Here is a 578-nt window from a genome sequence, read left to right as displayed (position 1 = left end):
CTGCTCCTATCAGATGTACTTTAATAGGATTGGTAGCGTTGAGCAAAGCAGTATCAGTAAAATGTACCCGCTCTTTGTGTTTTTGGACAGAGGTATTGAAAGGGTTGAGGGTGTTTGAGGTGTTTAGGGTCTGTTTCATTGTTATAGGATTTGTTGTAAGGTGAGGTGATTGGGATTGAGCAGTTCGCAAGGGAAAGGCTTATTACTATGAGTGAGTTCCTGCCAAAGGCTTATTAAGGGTATTTTGGTTATAGGATATGAGCCTAATTGATGAGAAAAATAGCTATTGAAAAAATAATCTTCCCATTGGGTGATAAAGTCTTCTAAGCAAGAGGCTTTACGCTCATCTACCCGCACTGACCCCATACACACATTGCCATTTTCATAGACGTTGAAAAAAGGCGCATAGCACAGAGGTGTATTAAGGTGTGGCTTTTGGTTTTTGGCTAAGGCATATATCCAAAGACTCTTGGGGGTAGCTTTCCACAACAGAGGAGGTAAATTTACTTCTTTGCTTTCTATAGCAAGGGAGGAGGCAAAAAACAACTGCTTTTTTTGTGCTTTAGAGTACCAAACAG

At 40.5% G+C, this 578-nt stretch carries 1 pseudogene; it reads right to left on the bottom strand.

The annotated features are described in order from the left end of the window. Positions 1-141: 141 nt before the first annotated feature. A pseudogene (locus tag HMPREF1551_RS03840) lies at positions 142-578 on the bottom strand (PRTRC system protein B); the annotation flags it as partial.

This window comes from Capnocytophaga sp. oral taxon 863 str. F0517 (assembly GCF_000466425.1).
Taxonomy (GTDB): domain Bacteria; phylum Bacteroidota; class Bacteroidia; order Flavobacteriales; family Flavobacteriaceae; genus Capnocytophaga.
Note: the sequence above shows the minus strand (reverse complement) of the source record. Positions and strands in the feature narration are given on the sequence as shown.